The sequence below is a fragment of the Streptococcus suis genome (genome assembly GCF_016775005.1).
In the GTDB taxonomy this organism is placed as follows: domain Bacteria; phylum Bacillota; class Bacilli; order Lactobacillales; family Streptococcaceae; genus Streptococcus; species Streptococcus suivaginalis.
Genome location: NZ_JAEUXI010000001.1, coordinates 157948 through 172920, shown reverse-complemented (window position 1 = coordinate 172920; position 14973 = coordinate 157948). Strand labels below are relative to the sequence as shown.

16 protein-coding genes are annotated in these 14973 nt (G+C 44.4%); 9 read left to right on the top strand and 7 right to left on the bottom strand.

Annotation, left to right across the window (positions count from 1 at the left end; genetic code table 11):
- Positions 1-5: 5 nt before the first annotated feature.
- The 6 genes from JNG37_RS00740 (at position 6) to JNG37_RS00715 (ending at position 6957) form a co-directional block, all read left to right on the top strand.
- Positions 6-638: an amino acid ABC transporter ATP-binding protein gene (locus JNG37_RS00740; RefSeq protein WP_158454589.1), complete on the top strand. Its 633-nt coding sequence runs from the start codon at positions 6-8 to the stop codon at positions 636-638.
- A 16-nt stretch (positions 639-654) separates the two neighbouring features.
- Positions 655-1488, top strand: a complete 834-nt coding sequence (locus tag JNG37_RS00735) for an amino acid ABC transporter substrate-binding protein (RefSeq protein WP_158454591.1) — start codon at positions 655-657, stop codon at positions 1486-1488.
- A gap of 131 nt (positions 1489-1619) precedes the next feature.
- Entirely contained in the window at positions 1620-3383 is a 1764-nt protein-coding gene (locus JNG37_RS00730; RefSeq protein WP_187321587.1) for a PTS mannitol transporter subunit IICB, read from the top strand.
- A gap of 29 nt (positions 3384-3412) precedes the next feature.
- Complete coding sequence (locus JNG37_RS00725; protein ID WP_158454595.1) at positions 3413-5365, top strand: BglG family transcription antiterminator; 1953 nt, start codon at positions 3413-3415, stop codon at positions 5363-5365.
- A 1-nt stretch (position 5366) separates the two neighbouring features.
- Positions 5367-5804 carry a PTS sugar transporter subunit IIA gene (locus JNG37_RS00720; protein ID WP_158454597.1) on the top strand — a complete coding sequence of 146 codons (438 nt, stop codon included), beginning with the start codon at positions 5367-5369 and terminating at the stop codon, positions 5802-5804.
- A 13-nt stretch (positions 5805-5817) separates the two neighbouring features.
- On the top strand, positions 5818-6957 hold the full coding sequence (locus JNG37_RS00715) for a mannitol-1-phosphate 5-dehydrogenase (protein ID WP_158454599.1): 1140 nt from the start codon (positions 5818-5820) through the stop codon (positions 6955-6957).
- 18 nt (positions 6958-6975) lie between these two features.
- Here JNG37_RS00715 and JNG37_RS00710 read toward each other — a convergent pair whose 3' ends face one another.
- The 3 genes from JNG37_RS00710 to JNG37_RS00700 all read right to left on the bottom strand — a co-directional run bounded on the left by JNG37_RS00710 (position 6976) and on the right by JNG37_RS00700 (position 9473).
- Entirely contained in the window at positions 6976-8190 is a 1215-nt protein-coding gene (locus tag JNG37_RS00710; protein WP_158454601.1) for a cation diffusion facilitator family transporter, read from the bottom strand.
- Positions 8191-8261: 71 nt separating this feature from the next.
- Complete coding sequence (locus JNG37_RS00705; protein WP_158454603.1) at positions 8262-8711, bottom strand: threonine/serine exporter family protein; 450 nt, start codon at positions 8709-8711, stop codon at positions 8262-8264.
- Between the two features lie 3 nt (positions 8712-8714).
- Positions 8715-9473 carry a threonine/serine exporter family protein gene (locus JNG37_RS00700; RefSeq protein WP_238336212.1) on the bottom strand — a complete coding sequence of 253 codons (759 nt, stop codon included), beginning with the start codon at positions 9471-9473 and terminating at the stop codon, positions 8715-8717.
- A 153-nt stretch (positions 9474-9626) separates the two neighbouring features.
- Between JNG37_RS00700 and JNG37_RS00695 the strand changes: the two genes are divergently transcribed.
- The 3 genes from JNG37_RS00695 to JNG37_RS00685 all read left to right on the top strand — a co-directional run bounded on the left by JNG37_RS00695 (position 9627) and on the right by JNG37_RS00685 (position 11798).
- Entirely contained in the window at positions 9627-10067 is a 441-nt protein-coding gene (locus tag JNG37_RS00695) for a MarR family winged helix-turn-helix transcriptional regulator (RefSeq protein WP_158454605.1), read from the top strand.
- A 15-nt stretch (positions 10068-10082) separates the two neighbouring features.
- Positions 10083-10442, top strand: coding sequence for a DUF1304 domain-containing protein (locus JNG37_RS00690; RefSeq protein WP_158454607.1), 360 nt, complete (start codon positions 10083-10085; stop codon positions 10440-10442).
- A 477-nt stretch (positions 10443-10919) separates the two neighbouring features.
- Entirely contained in the window at positions 10920-11798 is an 879-nt protein-coding gene (locus JNG37_RS00685; RefSeq protein WP_238336211.1) for a C39 family peptidase, read from the top strand.
- A 268-nt stretch (positions 11799-12066) separates the two neighbouring features.
- Here JNG37_RS00685 and JNG37_RS00680 read toward each other — a convergent pair whose 3' ends face one another.
- From JNG37_RS00680 to JNG37_RS00665, 4 genes are read right to left on the bottom strand one after another with little or no spacing between them, the layout of a single operon-like run.
- Positions 12067-12912, bottom strand: coding sequence for a DUF4097 family beta strand repeat-containing protein (locus tag JNG37_RS00680; protein ID WP_158454609.1), 846 nt, complete (start codon positions 12910-12912; stop codon positions 12067-12069).
- The gene (locus tag JNG37_RS00675; RefSeq protein ID WP_158454611.1) at positions 12899-13483 is read right to left on the bottom strand and encodes a DUF1700 domain-containing protein; all 585 of its coding nucleotides are present in this window, start codon (positions 13481-13483) and stop codon (positions 12899-12901) included. Before JNG37_RS00675 ends, JNG37_RS00680 begins: the two co-directional genes overlap by 14 nt.
- Before the next feature lie 11 nt (positions 13484-13494).
- Positions 13495-14640: an HAAS signaling domain-containing protein gene (locus tag JNG37_RS00670; RefSeq protein WP_158454613.1), complete on the bottom strand. Its 1146-nt coding sequence runs from the start codon at positions 14638-14640 to the stop codon at positions 13495-13497.
- Positions 14637-14954, bottom strand: a complete 318-nt coding sequence (locus JNG37_RS00665; protein WP_158454615.1) for a PadR family transcriptional regulator — start codon at positions 14952-14954, stop codon at positions 14637-14639. The genes JNG37_RS00670 and JNG37_RS00665 overlap by 4 nt, the downstream gene beginning before the upstream one ends.
- Positions 14955-14973 lie beyond the last annotated feature (19 nt).

Sequence of the window (14973 nt, the reverse complement as noted above, 5' to 3'; positions counted from 1 at the left end):
AAGAGATGTTAGAACTTCGCAATCTTTCGAAACGCTTTGATAACAAACAAATTTTCTCCAACTATGATTTGGTGATTCCAGAAGGAAAGATTATCGCCATTGTTGGTCAGTCTGGAGGAGGAAAAACAACGCTTCTCCGTATGCTTGCTGGCTTGGAATCAATCGATGAGGGGACTCTTATCTACAATGGGCAGGAACTGCCTGTTGAGGAGTTGGGAAAACGACATCTGCTGGGCTTTGTCTTTCAGGACTTCCAGCTTTTCCCTCACTTGTCTGTTTTGGAAAATTTGGTCCTATCTCCTGTGAAAACGCAGGATATGCCGCGTCAAGAGGCGGAAGACAAGGCCCGAAAACTACTTGAGAAGCTGGGTTTGGCCCAGCATGCAGACGCCTATCCATTTTCTCTCTCTGGTGGTCAAAAGCAACGTGTGGCGCTAGCGCGTGCCATGATGATTGATCCAGAAATCATTGGCTATGATGAGCCGACTTCGGCTTTGGACCCTGAGTTGAGGAGAGAAGTGGAGAATCTTATCTTGCAGAACCGTGAGACGGGTGTTACTCAGATCGTAGTGACTCATGATATGCAGTTTGCGGAAAATATTGCGGATGAGATTATCAAGATTGAACCCAAACACTAGAATAGGATAATCGACTATGAAAATGAAAAATCTACTCCTCGGAACACTTGCTTTTGTTTCTTCTTTAACACTTGCTGCGTGCAGCTCTTCTTCAACAACAAGCCAAGATAACTGGGCAACTTATGAAGAAGAAAAGACCATCACAATTGGCTTTGACAAGACCTTTGTTCCAATGGGCTTTGAAGCGACGGATGGTAGCTACACTGGTTTTGATATTGACCTTGCGACAGCTGTTTTTGAAAAATATGGCATCGCAATTGAGTGGCAGCCGATTGACTGGGATTTGAAGGAAACTGAGCTTAAAAATGGCAATATTGACCTGATTTGGAATGGTTACTCTGTGACTGCAGAGCGCCAAGAGAAGGTCCTGTTCACAGACGCCTACATGGATAACCAACAAGTCTTGGTAACCAAGAAATCATCAGGTATTGATAGTGTGGCTGGCATGGAAGGTAAGATTTTAGGAGCTCAAGCTGGTTCTTCCGGTTACTCCGTCTTCGAATCACAAACAGCTATTTTGAAAGATATTGTTTCTGGTAATGATGCGACCCAGTATGCAACCTTTAACGAAGCCTTGATTGATTTGAAAAACGATCGTATTGACGGTCTCTTGATTGACCGTGTCTATGCCAACTATTACTTGCAACAAGAAGGCATTATTTCTGACTACAACATCATTGATGCAGGTTACGAAGATGAAGCTTTTGCCGTTGGGGCCCGCAAGTCAGACACGACTTTGGTAGAAAAAATCAACGCAGCCTTTAAAGAACTCTACGCAGAAGGTCGCTTCCAAGAAATTTCAAATACTTGGTTTGGTGATGACGTAGCAACAGATGCTGTAAAAAACTAAATGAAAAAATAAGACAACGAGTCCAAAAGGGATTCGTTGTTTTTTTGTCACAATTTTTGTGACAAGATTTGAGTTTTGCTGAGTCAGGGCTTCTTGTATAATAAAATTACAATAACAGGAGGAAAAATATTATGGAAAATTCTTCAATCCGTGTTCGTCTTCAAAAGCTGGGGACAACACTGTCTAACATGGTCATGCCCAATATTGGTGCCTTTATCGCTTGGGGTGTATTGACCTCACTCTTTATTCCAACAGGTTGGTTGCCAAATGAAACCTTTGCAACTATTGTTGGTCCGATGATTACCTATCTCTTACCACTTTTGATTGGTTATACAGGTGGTTACAATGTTTACGGCCAACGTGGTGGTGTTATGGGTGCAATCTTGACCATGGGTGTGATTGCAGGATCTAGCGTTCCAATGTTCATCGGTGCCATGATTGTTGGTCCTTTCGGTGCTTGGGTTATCAAGAAATTTGACCAAGCGATTCAGCCAAAAATCCGTCCAGGTTTGGAAATGTTGGTCAACAACTTCTCAGCTGGTTTGATTGGTTTTGTCTTGATGTTGATGACCTTCAAAGTTGTTGGTCCATTCGTTGAAAGCATGACTGGAGTGGTTGGCGATGCAGTACAAGCAATCGTTGATATGAAACTCTTGCCACTTGCTAACATCATCATTGAGCCTGCTAAAGTTCTCTTCCTGAACAACGCCCTCAACCACGGTATCTTTACACCACTTGGAACAGAGCAAGTTTTGGAAGCTGGTAAGTCTGTTCTCTTCCTCTTGGAAGCAAACCCTGGACCAGGTCTTGGTATCTTGCTTGCCTATGCCTTCTTCGGAAAAGGCTCTGCAAAGTCTTCTTCATTGGGTGCAATGGTTATTCACTTCTTGGGTGGTATCCATGAAATCTACTTCCCATACGTATTGATGAAACCAGCTCTCTTCCTTGCTGCAATCGCAGGTGGTGTATCTGGTACTCTTGTATTCCAAACTTTAGGTGCGGGTCTTGCTGGTGCAGCTTCTCCAGGTTCAATCATTGCGATTACCTTGATGTTGCCAAAAGGAGATAATACATTTGGAAATGCCTTGGCTGTATTTGCTGGTGTTCTTGCAGGTGCTCTTGCTTCCTTCCTAGTTGCGGCTATCATCTTGAAAGCTGACAAGTCAGAAGGTGAGTCATTGGAAGCAGCACAGGCTGCAACAAAAGCTGCTAAGGCTGTTGCAAAAGGCCAAGTGGTCGAAACAGTCGCTGCAGAAATCTCAGCAAACTCAGTTAAACAAATCATCTTCGCTTGTGATGCTGGTATGGGTAGCTCTGCAATGGGAGCTTCTCTCCTTCGCGAAAAAGTCAAAAAAGCTGGCTTGGATATTCCAGTCACCAACAAGGCAATCGCAAACTTGCAAGATACTGAGCAAACCCTGATTGTGACCCAGCAAGAATTGGCAGATCGTGCAGCTCAACGGACGCCACGTGCTATTCATGTCGCTGTTGACAACTTCCTAACTTCTCCAAAATACGATGAAATCGTTGCTAAATTGCTTGGACAACCTACTGTTGCAGTTGCAGCTCGAGTCTCAGAAGAAGCAAACCAAGCTGAAATTGATTTGAACTACATTGATGAAGTAGTTTTTGCCTACGGCCAATCCCAAGGCTCTGCGACTATGGGGCAAGCAACCCTGAGTGCGATTTTCAAGAACAAGGGCATCGGCATTCCAGTTGCGACTGTTCCTTATGAAAAATTGGCAGAACACAATGCTAAAAACATTCTGATTGTCACAACTATTGCCCAACAGGCAGAAGTTCAACAAGCTGCACCAAACGCTCAGCTCTTGGTGGTGGATAGCTTGGTGACAACGCCGGAATATGATAAGATTGTTGCACGTATGCACAAGTAATTTTTTCAACAATGTAGTATAATGAATCTATGCTATTAACAAAACGTGAAGAACAACTGATGAAAGCTTTCCTCCAGGTAGGGAAGCTTTCGTTGAAAGAAATGGCAGAAATCCTGCAAGTTTCCTCTAGAACGGTCTATCGAACTTTGTCTGATTTGGGTCTAGCTTTGGAAGAAAAGGGAATTGAGCTGGTCAAGGAAGGTAAGAAATACTATCTAGTGGGCAATGTGTCCCTCCTAGAGGATTTGGAATCGCAGGATGGTTTTACAGCCAACCAACGCCTGCTGCAGATGTCTTATCAATTATTGACCAAGCAGGAACCCATTACCAATGAAGCCTTCCAAGAGCAGTTTCTGGTTTCAAATGTGACGGTCATCCAGGATATTGCGACCATTGAAAAGCGCCTGATGGACTTCGGGCTTAACCTTAATCGTCAGAAAGGCTATGCCTTGGAAGGGTCAGTTGCTCAGAAAAGACGGCTCTTAGCAATTCTCCTCGCCAATGCCATCTCTGTTCAGGAATTTTGGCAAGATGCCTATACAGACTTCCCTGTTTTAGTGGTGGAGCGAGTGGCTGCCAGTCGATCTGCCTTTGAAGGTTTACAGGCTCATCTGGGAGAATTAGATCCCAAGATGAGGCAGGTCTTGATTAGTTTGTTGGCACTGGCGGACAACCATGGTAATCTGGAAGATAGTATGTCAGTGTCCAAAGATGCCTTGGATTTTTCGCAAAAAGTGTTTACAGAACTGGCTAAGCAAACCAAGACCTATTATTCCATTCAGGAGATTATCTTTTATGCTAGGGTCTTGGACGAGCTGGTAATCAAACGCCAGCAAGTTCCTCTTTTTCGAGAAGCATTTGACAGTCGTTTCTATTACAATATTTCCCAATTGGTGGACACGGTTTCTCGCTTTACTAAGATTGACTTCATCAAGGATTCCTTGCTCTTTCCAATGCTCTTTAATCATATCCGACTGAGTTTGGCAGTCCCCATTCTCTATCCAGATTTTGCGACGAGCAATATTGCCTACTTGGCGACCCAGAAAAATCCCTTCTTGCATCGCTTGGTCAGCCAGGTCATGCAGGACATCTTTCCAGACTATATTCAGAATGAATATGAGTATGAATTGGTCACCTTGCATTTTGCTTCCAGTTTGCGGCGGAGTCCGGATATTTATCCTATTCGAATCCTGCTGGTAACGGATGAAAGACCCTTGACAACCAGTGTCTTGGTTTCAAAAATCAAAAACATTGCGCCGTTTGTGGAGTGGATTGCGGTAAAAAGTAGTTCGGATTTGGCTACAGTTGATTGGCAGCAATTTGACTATTGTTTGACCACAAAACCGCTTCCTCATTTGGACTTGGCCTTGATTTCGACCTTTCCATCGACAGAGGAAATTTTGGATTTGCAAGAAACCTTGCAGTCTATCCAAGAAAATAGGACGGTTCAGGTTCGAGAGTCTGTACACATTTCTTATCAGTATGACTTGCAGCGCTACCTAGAAGCCAGTAGTCGCTTGCTAAAAGAATTTAGTTTGACTCTTTTGGACAATCCAGCTTCCTTTGAAGAGTCGGTTGGAGTCATCGTGGCAACATTAGATGGTTTGTTGGATGCTGACTATTTGACCCAAAAACTCTTGGATCGATTTCAAGCTAGCCCTTTGGCGATTCCGCAGACTAATCTTGCCCTGATCCATACCCAGTCTAGACAGGTGGAAAGAAGTCAATTTCATATCATTGAACTAAGTCAGCCTGTGCAGGCCTTGTCGATGAATCACGAGTGGGAAGAGGTCAGACGGGTCTTAGTTATGATGACTAGTCCAGAAGAACAGGATGAGGTCAGAGAACTGATGACTGCCATCAGCCAGTCCATCATTGAAAACAAACTCTATACAGAAATTTACCGAACTGGTAACCAAGAAATTATCTACCAGTTATTGCACTCTATTTTTAACGAAAAAATCAAGAAATTGGAGAATTAACATGGAAATTCAACACAAACTTATCAAATTAAACCAAACTTTTGCCAACAAAGAAGATGCGATTCGCTACTGTGGTCAACAGCTGGTAGCTGCAGGCCATGTCAATGAAGCCTATATCGAAGCTATGATTGAACGAAATGAAGAGCTTTCTGTTTATATGGGCAATTTCATCGCCATTCCTCACGGTACGGATGCGGCTAAAAAGGAAGTTCTGTCATCAGGGATTACCATCGTGCAAGTGCCTGCAGGTGTTAACTTTGGGACAGAAGAAGATCCAAAGATTGCGACAGTCCTCTTTGGCATTGCAGGTGTGGGCGATGAGCATTTGGATATCATTCAAAAAATCTCTATCTTCTGTGCAGATGTGGATAATGTGGTCAAATTGGCAGATGCTCAGTCTGAAGAAGAAGTCATCACCCTGTTGAACAGTGTAGGATAAGCGAGGTGAAAAGATGAAACAAGCAGTTCACTTTGGAGCAGGCAATATCGGACGTGGCTTTATCGGGGAAATTCTCTTTGAAAATGGCTTTGAGATTGCCTTTGTTGATGTTAATGAAACGATTATTGATGCCTTGAACCAGCGTCATGCTTACGAGATTGAGATTGCAGAAGAAGGCCAACGCCACATCGCAGTTTCAGGGGTGCGTGGGATCAACAATCGTCAAAATCCTGAAGAAGTTGTCGCAGCTCTTGCTACAGCTGACTTGGTGACGACAGCCATTGGGCCAAATATCCTGCCTTTCATTGCTGGCTTGGTCGCTGAAGGGATTGAAGCCCGTCGTCAAGCAGGCAATACCCAACCGCTTGATGTCTTGGCCTGTGAAAACATGATTGGTGGCTCTGCCTTTCTTTACGAAGAAGTCAAAAAACACCTGTCAGAAGAAGGTTTGGCTTACGCAGCGGAGTTTGTTGGTTTCCCAAATGCAGCCGTGGACCGCATCGTTCCCGCTCAAAGTCATGAGGACCCATTGTTCGTCGTGGTAGAGCCCTTCAACGAGTGGGTGGTGGAAACCCAAGGCATGAAAAATCCAGACTTGAAGCTGGAAGGTGTTCACTATGAAGCGGATTTGGAGCCTTTCATCGAACGCAAACTCTTCTCTGTCAACTCAGGTCATGCGACCTCTGCCTATACAGGAGCTCACTTTGGGGCGACAACGATTCTAGAGGCCCTGCAAAATCCAGAGGTGAAAAGCAAGGTGGAAGCTGTTCTGGCGGAAATCCGTAGCCTCTTGATCGCCAAATGGGGCTTTGACGAGCAAGCCTTGGTGGACTACCATAAGGTCATCATCAGCCGCTTCGAAAATCCATATATCGTAGATGACATTGCCCGTGTGGCTCGGACGCCAATCCGTAAGCTCGGTTATGACGAACGCTTTATCCGTCCAATCCGTGAACTCCGTGAGCGTGGCTTGTCCTATGACAACCTCCTTGCGACTGTCAGCTATATCTTTGGCTACAAGGATGAAACAGATGAGCAGTCTGTGCAACTCCAAACTCTCCTGCAAGAAAAATCCCTGCCAGAAGTTGTATCCGAGGTGACAGGTGTGACCGACCAAGCCTTGATTGCGGAGATTGTGGCAGTTGTTGCATAATAAAAAATACTTCTCAACCTAGTCTGGTTGAGAAGTTTTTTCGTCTTGTTTTTTAGAAATCTGGTGGAAGACGACAGTCCATCTTTCATGGCGTCGCCAGAGGGAAGTGTGGACGTAGTCCCCGATTTCAAAGGTAACCAGCTTGGACTTTTGACTGACAGAAGTCATCTGGTAATTGGAGAGGTAGGTGGATTGAACAGGGTGGGCAAGGAGCATCTCTTCCTTGTTATGGTAGCGACCCTTTGCGTCAATCAAGAGATAGTCTTCATCAATCAGGTCTTCATAGCCTTTTTCATGGGCTTGGATTTCGGACTCAAAGCGATAGAGCTTGTCAAAGACGTGCTCATAGATTTCATCGTGGGGGATTTCAGATGGCTCCACATGAATATCCACATCGAAGACTCCATGCTTGAGTGTCAGCAGTTGCTCGACCTGCTCGGTAATCTCATGGCTTTCATAGACGGATAGATCAGGATTCATTTCCAACACAATATCCAGATAGATATTGGCACCGTAGGTCCGACCGCGTTGGGATTTGACTGCTACGACCTTAGGCAGTTTGAGAATATCTTCTTCATACTTGTGGAGAAGTTCCTCGTCAAAGCCATCGGAGAGAGTGAAGAAGCTTTCCATGAAAATATCATAGGCAGTTTTTAAGATAAAGAAAGTGATGACAATAGCTGCAATCTTATCAATGATTGGAAAGTTAAGGGCGGCCGCAAAAACAGCGACAGAAGTACCGACAGAGGTAACAGCATCAGATAAATTATCCTTGGCAGCTGCTTCCAGCGCCTTAGAATGAACCTTGCGGGCTAAATTTCGATTGTAGAAATAAACTCCAATCATGACGATGGCTGAGAAAATTCCAACTACCGCCCCCATCATATCAATCTCAACCACTTCATCGCTCAGCAATTTGAGGATGGTTGAATGGAGGACCTGAAAACCAACGACAAACATGATGAAGGATGTAATCAGACTAGCCAAATCTTCCATTTTCCAATGGCCAAACTTATGGTCGGTATCCGCAGGTTTCTGGGCCATTCGCAGGCCAATCAGGACTGCGACATTTCCCACAATATCCGAGATATTATTAAAGGCATCTGCCGTCAGGGCATCGGAGTGAAAAATGGTTCCGGCTGACAGTTTAAGACCAGACAAAAGCAGATAAGTCAGGATGGAGATAATCGCCCCTCGTTCCGCCAGCTTTAGATTTTTAACTTGTTGATTCATAACCCCTCCTTTGTATCCTAACATGATAACAAAAATGCTCCTTGTTTTCAAGGAGCATTTCCTGTTTTTCCTTAGGTGGAATAGCGGAGCTTCATATACTTGTAAAGCCTGAGAAGGACGGTACCGCTGGCCATGCCGATTGGGATGACCAAGGAAAGAGTGATAACTGTCGTGACATTGACCAAGGCAGTAGCATGCTCGCCAGATACGAAGTAAGTCGTCGTCATGTAGGCCCGGTAGCCAGGAACCAGAGGAGCCAAGATTGCCAGAGAAAAAATGACCGACGGTGTTTTGAGGACAATACTCATGATTTGGCTGATGCAGGAGCCAACAATTGCAGCAGTAAAAGTTGCGATGACCGCATTTGTCGGTCCTTCCAAACTGAGATAGATCAACCAGACCAACATGCCCAGCAAACCACCCGGGATGAGCATCTGTTTTTGAACATTTAAAACAACAAGAAAGGCTGCAATGGCAATGTAGCTAGCCAAAGCCTGTAAGAGAAAAAAGAAACTATCCATGATTTACCCCACAATCAGTAAAGCGACAGCAGTGCCTGCACCCAGTGATAAGATAAGAAGAAGGGTTTGAAAAATCTTTGTCATCCCAGTGTTGATATGGTTGGTCATCAAGTCCCGGACAGCGTTGGTAAAGGCAATCCCCGGTACAAAAGGCATAACAGCTCCAGCATTGATCATATTGGGATTAAAGTGGAGTGGAAAGGCCTGGCCCAACCAATAGGCAAAAAGGGAAAAGACAAGGGCACCAGCAAAACTGGATACAAACTCAATACGGATAAGATGGTGAATCCATCTGGAAAAAGGAAAGGCCAAGAGTGTTGCTAAGGCAGTCGCTAGAGCCTCAAGCAAGCTGCCTCCAAACATTAGGGTAAAGAAGGGGGCTGCTATGACAGCAGCCACAGTTATTTGAAGAGCAGTATAGGGGAGGGGTTGGTTTTTAATCACATTCAGCTGATCCAAAGCCTGATCCAAACTAATTTCCCCCTCCACAAGTGACCGTGAGACCTGGTTGACCTGGCAGACCTTTTGCATATCGTGCTTGGGCTCTACTATCCGTTTCATCCGTGAGATGTTGGTATGGTCAATTGAGAAAAAGATGGCTGCAGGGATGGCTAAAACATTGGCATGCTGAATACCTTGCGAGTGGGCGATACGAATCATGGTGTCTTCGACACGGTGGATTTCAGCCCCGCTTTCGGATAGGATGGCACCAGCCAACATGAGCACATCAATAGCTTGATTTAGTGGAGGCTGTGCATTCATAGGATTCTCCTCTCATTTTCTAGACTTATTATAGCAAAAAATCAAATGGATGAAATTTTTTTAACTAGCTTTGGGCAAAATCCTTGCATATTCTCCGAAAGATGCTATAATTGATTTATCAACAGTTGATAAATCAACAAAAAGGAGGAAGCTATGAGTTCAATGAACAATTTGCTCTACCAGGTCAAGTTAGCAGATGAGACCATCACCAATCTGTTTGAAAAGCAGTTGGGCATTAGTCTGACCCGCTATCAGTTGCTGATGAGCTTGCTGGATCAAGCCCCTTGTTCGCAACAAGATTTGCAGGAGGCTTTGCAGATTGATCGCGCAGCAGTTACCAGACATCTGAAGATCTTGGAAGAAGCTGGCTACATCAGTCGTAAGCAAAATCCAGACAACAAAAGAGAGATGGTGGTAGAGCCGACTCAGCAAGCAATTGCGGACTTGGTCACAGCACCGCCTCAGCATCATGTGGCAGTCAAGACTGCTATGGAGACCATCTTAACTGCTGAAGAAAGCGCTCAGTTGGATCGGCTCTTGCACAAACTGGTCATTGGCTTAGAAGCTCTGCCTTTTGCCCAAATCAACCAATAGAAATGGAGTACCCTCATGTCAATTTTTACTACTATCCTAGCAACAATCGTTGCCCTTGAACATCTTTTTATCTTCTATCTGGAAACTATCGCGACGCAGTCGGAGAAGACAGGCAAGACCTTTAACATGAGTCAGGAGGAATTGTCCCGTAAGTCTGTTTCCACCCTGCTTAAAAATCAGGGAATCTATAATGGTCTCCTAGCCCTTTTCCTTCTGTATGGCATCATCACAGGCAATCTTGAAATTACAACTATTTTTGTCCTCTTTGTGATTGGCGCTGCAGGTTACGGAGCAGCGACATCCAGCCCATCCATCCTCTTGAAACAAGGAGGACCAGCCATCTTGGCCCTCTTGTCTATTTTATTGTTTAGATAAATGAATGGTCATTTCAGACCATTTATGTTGATACGCTATCCTATCAGTTTTGGAAAGGTAGCGTTTTTTTTTTGGTAATGGAAGAATGGTTAGGTAGAATTCAACTGAAAGTTTGAAAAACATACCTTTATCACACTCTATTTATCAAAATCATCTTCATTAGAAAGGTGAATTTTGACATCTGGCTAGGAGAGATTTGTGTAATGAATCGAAGACTTTTGAAAAGTGACATTGCTTCTGCTGGATTTTTTAATTTATTGAAATTCTCGATAGTGTCGATTCTCACTTGTTTTATACATCAATATAATATATAATAAAATTGTATTTTTGTATACAACTTCCATGAAATGGTACTCCGAAAGCCTATCTTTTTCTATACCCTACAAATGGTGATGAGATGGTGTGGACAGGCCTTGCTGTTATAGACCATTTTTTCAAATAATCCAATCTATACTTGTTCGAAAGGAGAATAAGTTGATGAAACTCAAGAAAATAATAGGGAGGATTGCCTTTCTAGTAGCTATAGTCGGTGGTGTTACAGCGATGCTGGTTCAAATGACCCTTGGCGGACAACTTGGTAAACAGAACAAAGTTGAAATAGGAACAAAAGAATCCAGTATTCCATCAAGTTCCTATTCTAATCAGGAGCAAAAGAAGGAAATTCAGTCTTCCGACTCAAGTTCATCTAATACAAAAAGCGAAAGTAGTGAAACCCAATCGGAGCCGAAATCGACACAGACTAGTGTCTCAGCAAGCAATCAGAACCGTGAAAAACCAGTAGTACAACAATCGCAGTCCACTAGCAAAGTCATGTTGAAAGTAACACCTCAAATCCAACGTGCTTGGAATACCTGTGCGCCTACTACGGTGAGTATGATGCTCTCCTATCGTGGAATTGAGGTTTCTCAGGAAGTCTTAGCGCAGGAGATGGGGACAGATACAACCTTTGGTACCCATAATGCCAACGCCATTCAAGTTTTAAACCGTCACTTGTTTGGCTATGATTTTCCTCAGGCAAACCAAGCAGGTTATCGTTTAGAAACGGTGACAACTGCGGATGTTCACTCTGACCAGATGCGCCTCTTTAAGCAACGTTTGAAACAGAATATCGCAGATGGCTACCCGATGTACTATACATTTGATAGTTCTAAAATTTATCCAGGACTCCGTGGAGAACACAATGTTATTGGTATTGGTTATCAATTGTCTGGAGATGGTTCAGATATTGCTTATCTCTACTATATAGACCCTTCGCCAAACGTTCAAGATTCGGTATATGGAGGACTAAAAAAAGTATCTCCACAGGAGTTGTTCGAAAGTATGCTCACCTGTGTAGAGCCAAACTATGGATGGTAATTGGGGAGTAAGATTCCAGACGGAGTGGTTCGAACAAATAAAAAACACAGCCAGATGGTGGATGAGTTCAGTGACATCCAGGCATGCTGCTGTGTTTTTTCTATGCTGAAAGAGTCTAAGAGGCTGCACTCGAAGATTAATACTCTTCGAAAATCAAACTCAGCCGTTGTTGACTTGATTTGATGAACTTCAGTTCTATCTGCATCTGCGTCGCCTAGCCTGATTTTGATTTTCATTGAGTATAAGTTTGGTGAATGTTAGTCCATCATCACTCAACAAGGATATCTCCCTGCTTGCTAAAGAGGATAAGCTGTGTCTGGGCTTGGGGCTGGGTTTGGGGAAGGATGACTTGGCCTGATTCAGAGTAGGCTTCCACATGGAGAGTTTGTTTGCTGTCTTCCTTGAGTTGGATGTGGGTATCACCCTTGAGGACCATGATGTCATGGTGTCCGGCTAGAGTCAGATTGTTGGCTGTGAGCTGACCCAGAGTGAGATAGATTGTGCTTATGAATTGGCTCTCTGATGGAGTTTGGCTGTCTAGGCGCGTGTCTTCTAGCACAAGGTCTCCATCTAGGATGCTGAGGGCGATTGAGTCAATCTGGCTATCTTCAATGACTGTTTTTCCTTTCTGAATCGACAAATCAAGTAGATTAATCTGAAGCTTCTTCAGGTGGACATCGCCATTAATCAATCCGCTGAGTTTATCTAGCTGACGATCTTTGGGAACATAGAGGACAGGCTGATAGGAAGTATCAGGTGTTTGATGGTAGAGACTGAAGAATTGATCAAAAAGACTATTTGACACATCTTGCCCCAGGTCCTTGATGACTAACTTGCCATCCGTCAGTTGGTAGTTGGTCAGATCCGTCTGGTGGTGCTGATTGCGATAGTAGTAGAGGTGGAACTGGTTATCATCAGACGGTAAAATACTGATGCTACCGTTTATATCAATGCTTGAGACATCTGAAAAGCTAACATTTGTTTGTTGGCGGTACTGGCTCGTTACTTCCTTGAGCTGGTTCCATCCGCCCATGAGATAGCCGGAAACGGCTAGTAGAGCGCCAAGGGCTAGCAGGCTGATGGCTATTTTCGGTAGGGAATCAAATCGTTTCATGGGAACCTCCTGTGCGTATGTGCTTGGCTACCCAGTTGAGTACAAAGAGTATGGCCTTGTTGGCAAAACGAAAACTAGCCTGTATGCCGATTAGTCCAATGGCTAGGCTCATGAGGCTAAGTCCTGCAATCAAGAGTCCGCTGGACCATGAGAGGCGAAGGAGGTCAAGGGCGAAGAGGAGATGAGCTAGTCCTCCGAGGATAGCGCTGATCCAGAAACAACCTAGGAGAATCAGACCAGTCAAGACAAGCAGGATGAGGAGGACAAAGAGGAGGAGAAGGCAGATGGAGAGAGGGAGTCCGACGGGGGCTGCCAAAATAGCCAGTCCGAGCAACCAGATTATATTGTGGTGCTGGGGCTTTTCATCTGTCATTTGCTTGTCGAAGAGGTTGGTAAGGATTTCGCGGGCCGCTTCAGAAGGTGGACCGAGTTCTTCTATTATCGCAGCTTCTCCGTCTGGACCAGCCTCGTCAAAATACTCATTAAAGTGGTCCAAGGTATCTTCTAGGTCTTTTTGGGGTAAATGGCGGAGCTGTTTAGCCAGTTCTGTCATGTATTCATAGCGTGTCATGGTCTCCTCCTTTATGCAAGAGTTACTTGGCAATCGTTACAGCGAAGAGTGAGCTTGCTTGGGCAATCGGAGACTGAATAGTCCAAGATGACTGGCTCTTCATCCAAATTCAGCAAGTCCATCATTTCTTTGGGCAAGTGGAGAACGGAGTCATCTGCTTCTAACTCAAGATTGAAGGGCTCTGCTAACTGTATGGACAAGACACAATCATCAGCCTGGCAATTGAGCCTGTTTGCCAACTGCAATTGACCAAGAACTCCGACACAATCGGCTAAATCCAAATCACCTGTGGCAAGTTGACAGCGATTGAAATTGATTTGACAATCGGACAAGGAAGTCCGCAGTAGGTCACAGTTTGACTGGCTGAAGTTTGCTTGGACATCATCGCCGATAAGATCTAGCTTTTTAGTTTCAAGCTTGGTTACTGACAACTGCCCATCTTTCATCTTCAAGAAGCATTCTTCCTGGACCTGTAGCTGGCTCAGAGTCAGAGAACTGTCGGACAAGTCCAGACAGAACAAGTCCACCAAGTCCAAGTTGCGGATGGTCAGCTTGCTATCTGAGAGAGTGAGGCTTAGGTTGGTCAGGGGAAGAATCCTTTGGGGGAGACTGAGAATGGCATAACTATCTTCCGACTGAGTCTCCAAGATTCTATCGGAATCGAGACTGGTTTTCAAAACCAGGCAATCCCCTTCGAGTTGGTAGTCCAAGGTCACACCTGTTTCTTCTGGATTCATTTGGTAGCGTAGCTGGGCGTTTTCCAACTGACCCACTTGGACGATTAAACTCATCGATTCAAGTTCCAGCTTTAATTGACGGAAATCAGGCAGTTGCGTTTCAACAGTCTGTACATTGATCCCATTTGTCTTTGTAGAAGAGTCATGAAAGAGTTTTTTCCAGTTAAATGGTTCTTTAGCGGTCGCTTGAAAAACTGGCCCGCTTTCCAGGGGATTCTCAGAAATCAATTCATCACTAGGGAGGTTGGCCATGATTTCTTGAGCAGCTTCTCTGGGCTTGCCCAAGTCTTGAATGGCTTTTTGGTCATCTCCTTTTTCTTCAAAGTACTCTTGGAAATAGTCCAATACTTCTTGACGTGCATGGGGCTGTAAGCCAGCCAATTCCTGTTCCAATAGGAGTAAATAATCTGCTCGGTTCATTTGCGTAGGCTCCCTTCTATGATTCCGTCGATGGTGCGCTTGTAGTTGGTCCATTCTTCCTCGAGAAATGGGATGTGATCCCTTCCTGCTGGGCTGATGGTGTAGTATTTGCGTTTCCGCCCCAAGTATTCTTGCTGGTAGGTGGTGACGTAGCCAGCCTTTTCCAGTTTTTTGAGAATGGGGTAGAGTGTTGATTCTTTGATATCCGCTGCTAACTTAATGGTCTGACTGATTTCATAGCCATAGGAATCCTGCTTATCGAGAATAGATAAAATCAGAAATTCAATTAAGATAGAGGAGACGGGATAGTACATGCAATCACCTCTTTATCCT

What these genes read in the sequence shown, in the direction of transcription:
- JNG37_RS00740 (WP_158454589.1), top strand. Translation starts at nt 6, where the DNA reads ATGTTAGAACTTCGCAATCTTTCGAAACGCTTTGATAACAAACAAATT.
- JNG37_RS00735 (WP_158454591.1), top strand. Translation starts at nt 655, where the DNA reads ATGAAAATGAAAAATCTACTCCTCGGAACACTTGCTTTTGTTTCTTCT.
- JNG37_RS00730 (WP_187321587.1), top strand. Translation starts at nt 1,620, where the DNA reads ATGGAAAATTCTTCAATCCGTGTTCGTCTTCAAAAGCTGGGGACAACA.
- JNG37_RS00725 (WP_158454595.1), top strand. Translation starts at nt 3,413, where the DNA reads ATGCTATTAACAAAACGTGAAGAACAACTGATGAAAGCTTTCCTCCAG.
- JNG37_RS00720 (WP_158454597.1), top strand. Translation starts at nt 5,367, where the DNA reads ATGGAAATTCAACACAAACTTATCAAATTAAACCAAACTTTTGCCAAC.
- JNG37_RS00715 (WP_158454599.1), top strand. Translation starts at nt 5,818, where the DNA reads ATGAAACAAGCAGTTCACTTTGGAGCAGGCAATATCGGACGTGGCTTT.
- JNG37_RS00710 (WP_158454601.1), bottom strand. Translation starts at nt 8,190, where the DNA reads ATGAATCAACAAGTTAAAAATCTAAAGCTGGCGGAACGAGGGGCGATT.
- JNG37_RS00705 (WP_158454603.1), bottom strand. Translation starts at nt 8,711, where the DNA reads ATGGATAGTTTCTTTTTTCTCTTACAGGCTTTGGCTAGCTACATTGCC.
- JNG37_RS00700 (WP_238336212.1), bottom strand. Translation starts at nt 9,473, where the DNA reads ATGAATGCACAGCCTCCACTAAATCAAGCTATTGATGTGCTCATGTTG.
- JNG37_RS00695 (WP_158454605.1), top strand. Translation starts at nt 9,627, where the DNA reads ATGAGTTCAATGAACAATTTGCTCTACCAGGTCAAGTTAGCAGATGAG.
- JNG37_RS00690 (WP_158454607.1), top strand. Translation starts at nt 10,083, where the DNA reads ATGTCAATTTTTACTACTATCCTAGCAACAATCGTTGCCCTTGAACAT.
- JNG37_RS00685 (WP_238336211.1), top strand. Translation starts at nt 10,920, where the DNA reads ATGAAACTCAAGAAAATAATAGGGAGGATTGCCTTTCTAGTAGCTATA.
- JNG37_RS00680 (WP_158454609.1), bottom strand. Translation starts at nt 12,912, where the DNA reads ATGAAACGATTTGATTCCCTACCGAAAATAGCCATCAGCCTGCTAGCC.
- JNG37_RS00675 (WP_158454611.1), bottom strand. Translation starts at nt 13,483, where the DNA reads ATGACACGCTATGAATACATGACAGAACTGGCTAAACAGCTCCGCCAT.
- JNG37_RS00670 (WP_158454613.1), bottom strand. Translation starts at nt 14,640, where the DNA reads ATGAACCGAGCAGATTATTTACTCCTATTGGAACAGGAATTGGCTGGC.
- JNG37_RS00665 (WP_158454615.1), bottom strand. Translation starts at nt 14,954, where the DNA reads ATGTACTATCCCGTCTCCTCTATCTTAATTGAATTTCTGATTTTATCT.